The organism is Geodermatophilus sp. CPCC 205761 (assembly GCF_051383655.1).
Lineage (GTDB): Bacteria > Actinomycetota > Actinomycetes > Mycobacteriales > Geodermatophilaceae > Geodermatophilus.
In genome coordinates this window covers 1-3,089 of the sequence record NZ_JALPKQ010000098.1, presented here as the reverse complement: position 1 = coordinate 3,089, position 3,089 = coordinate 1, and the positions used below count along the sequence as shown (strand labels likewise).

Here is a 3,089-nt window from a genome sequence, read left to right as displayed (position 1 = left end):
CGCCGCCGTCCCGAGCCGGCCCCCGAGCGGCCGGCCCGCCGGCCCGAGGTCTCCGCCGGCCGCACCGTCGCCCGGGTGGCGGCGCTGCGGCCCGGGGACGCCGCCCGGGAACGCGTCCCCGCGGCGCGCGAGCGGCGGACGCCGGACGGCCGTCCCCGCGTCGGCGAGGCACGGCGGCAACCACCGCCCCGCGCCCGCTCCACGGCGCCGGAGTCCCCGCGGCGGCCACGATGAGCGGACAGGGGCGTGAGCAGCGCAGCGAGGAACGAGCGAGCAGCGGAGCGCCCCGCGGGAGCGAACCCGGGAGCACTCCGAGCGGACAGCTGAGCGTGGTGCTCGCCGGAGGCGGCACCGGCGGGCACATCGAGCCGATGCTCGCCCTCGCCGACGCCCTGCGGCGGCGCGGCGTCCCGGGCGGCGGGGTGCGGATCACCTGCCTGGGCACCCCCCGCGGCATGGAGACCCGGATCGTGCCCGCCCGCGGCTACGACCTGCGGCTCATCCCGCCGGTGCCGCTGCCGCGCAAGCCCACCCTCGACCTGCTGCGGGTGCCGGGACGGGTGCGCCGGTCGGTGGGGGAGACCCGCGCCCTGCTGCGCGAGGTGCAGGCCGACGTCGTCGTCGGCTTCGGCGGATACGTGGCGCTGCCGGCCTACCTGGCCGCCCGCCGCGCGCGGGTCCCGGTCGTCGTGCACGAGCAGAACGCGCTGCCGGGGCTGGCCAACCGGATCGGCGCCCGCCTCGCCGCCCGCGTCGCGGTGACCTTTCCCGGCACGCCGCTGCACCGCGGCGAGCACGTCGGCATGCCGCTGCGCACCGCGATCAGCACGCTGGACCGGGCGGCCCGCCGGGAGGAGGCCCGTGCCGCCTTCGGCCTGGACGCCGACCGGCCGACGCTGCTGGTCTTCGGCGGCTCGCAGGGTGCGGCGGCGCTCAACCGGGCCGCGACGGGGGCCGCCGACGCGCTCACCGCGGCCGGTGTCCAGGTGCTGCACGCCCGCGGGCCGAAGAACACCGACGTGGTCGTGCCGGCCCGGCCCCCGGGCAGCGCGCCCTACGTCGTGGTCGACTACCTCGAGCGCATGGACCTCGCGTACGCCGCCGCCGACCTCGCCCTCTGCCGGGCCGGCGCGGTGACGGTGGCCGAGCTGTCCGCGGTGGGACTGCCGGCCGCGTTCGTGCCGCTGCCGATCGGGAACGGGGAGCAGCGGCGCAACGCGCTGCCCGTCGTCGAGGCCGGCGGCGGGCTGATGGTGGACGACGCCGCCCTGTCGCCGTCCTGGATCGAGGAGAACGTGCTGCCCCTGGTGACCGATCCGGCCGCGCTGGCCGGCTACGCCGCGCACGCGGCGGAGGCCGGGGCGCGCGACGCCGACGAGCGGCTGGCCGACATCGTGCTGGAGGTGGCGGCCAGGTGAACGAGCCCGCGAGTTCGCCCAGGGGCGGAGCAGCGCCGCGAACGCGGTCGACGAGCGCCAGCGAGGAGAACGAGTGAGTGCGGCGGCGGTCGCGGCGTGGAACGAGCCGGTGCCCTCGCTCGAGGAGCTGGGCGCGGTCCACTTCGTCGGCATCGGCGGCGCCGGGATGAGCGGGATCGCGCGGATCCTGCTGGCCCGCGGAGTCGTCGTCTCGGGCAGCGACCGGCGGGACACCCCCACCCTGCTCGCGCTGCGGGCCCTGGGCGCGCGGGTCGCGCTGGGGCACGACGGGGCGCACCTCGGCGACGCCGACACCGTCGTCGTCTCCACCGCGATCCGCGAGGACAACCCCGAGCTGGCCGCGGCGCGCGAGCGGGGCCTGCGCGTGCTGCCCCGCGCGGTGGCGCTCGCCGCGGTGATGGCCGGCAAGCGCAGCGTCGCCGTCGCGGGCACCCACGGGAAGACGTCGACGACGTCGATGCTGACCGTCGCCGTCCAGGCCTGTGGCGCCGACCCGTCCTTCGCCATCGGCGGCGACCTCAACGAGTCGGGCAGCAACGCCCACGCCGGCAAGGGTGACGTCTTCGTCGCCGAGGCCGACGAGAGCGACCGCTCGTTCCTGCTGCTGGCGCCGCACGGCGCGATCGTCACCAACGTCGAGGCCGACCACCTGGACAACTACGGCGACCTCGCCGCGGTGGAGGCCGCCTTCGACCGCTTCCTGGGCACCGTGGACCCCGCGGGCTTCGTCGTGCTGTGCGCCGACGACCCGGGGGCGGCCCGGCTGCGCACCGTTCCGACGCCGGCCCGGGTACGCACCTACGGCACCGCCGAGGACGCCGACCTGCGGCTGCTCGACATCGAGGTCGGTCCCGAGACGACCGCCTGGACCGCGGTCCTGGACGGCGAGCTGCTCGGCCGGGTGCAGATCCGGGTGCCCGGCGAGCACATGGCCCGCAACAGCGCCGCCGCCCTGCTGGCCGGGCTGGAGCTCGGGCTGCCCGCGGACCGGCTGGTGGCGGGCCTGGGCCGCTTCGGCGGGGTGCACCGCCGCTTCGAGCTCAAGGGCGTCGTCGGCGGGGTGCGGGTCTACGACGACTACGCCCACCACCCGACCGAGGTCGAGGCCCAGCTGCGGGCCGCCCGGGCGGTGGCCGGGGAGGGCCGGGTGGTCGTGGCCTTCCAGCCGCACCTGTACAGCCGCACCCGCGAGTTCGCCGCCGGGTTCGGCGCCGCGCTGGGCCTGGCCGACGAGGTGGTGGTCATGGACGTCTACGGCGCCCGCGAGGACCCCGTTCCCGGCATCACCGGCGCGATGGTCGCCGACGCGGTCGCCCTGCCGGCCGGCCGCGTGCACTTCGAGCCCTCCTGGTCGGCCGCCGCGCCCGCGCTCGCGGCGCGCGCCCGCCCGGGTGACCTGGTGATCACGATGGGGGCGGGCAACGTCTCGATGGTCGGGGCGGAGGTCCTGGAGGCGCTGCGGGGCGGCCGGCCCGGCGACGGCGCGGCGGACCAGGTCCCGTGAACCGCTCGGGCACGACCACCCGCGACCGCGCGCACGGGCCGGCGACGGCTCCCGAGTCCGCACGCCGCGCCGCGGCGCCCGCGCGCCGGCGCCGGGACAGCCGCGTGGTCGAGGGCGCCAGCAACGACGGGTACCTCCTCCAGCAC

2 protein-coding genes and 1 pseudogene are annotated in these 3,089 nt (G+C 78.1%); all 3 read left to right on the top strand.

The genetic code is table 11. The features are described from left to right. Positions 1 to 234, top strand: a pseudogene (locus tag MY526_RS26855) (hypothetical protein); the annotation flags it as partial. A gap of 95 nt (positions 235 to 329) precedes the next feature. After that, the gene (murG, locus tag MY526_RS26850) at positions 330 to 1,418 is read left to right on the top strand and encodes an undecaprenyldiphospho-muramoylpentapeptide beta-N-acetylglucosaminyltransferase (protein WP_436695932.1); all 1,089 of its coding nucleotides are present in this window, start codon (positions 330 to 332) and stop codon (positions 1,416 to 1,418) included. A 73-nt stretch (positions 1,419 to 1,491) separates the two neighbouring features. Further along, entirely contained in the window at positions 1,492 to 2,943 is a 1,452-nt protein-coding gene (murC, locus tag MY526_RS26845; protein ID WP_436705475.1) for a UDP-N-acetylmuramate--L-alanine ligase, read from the top strand. Positions 2,944 to 3,089 lie beyond the last annotated feature (146 nt).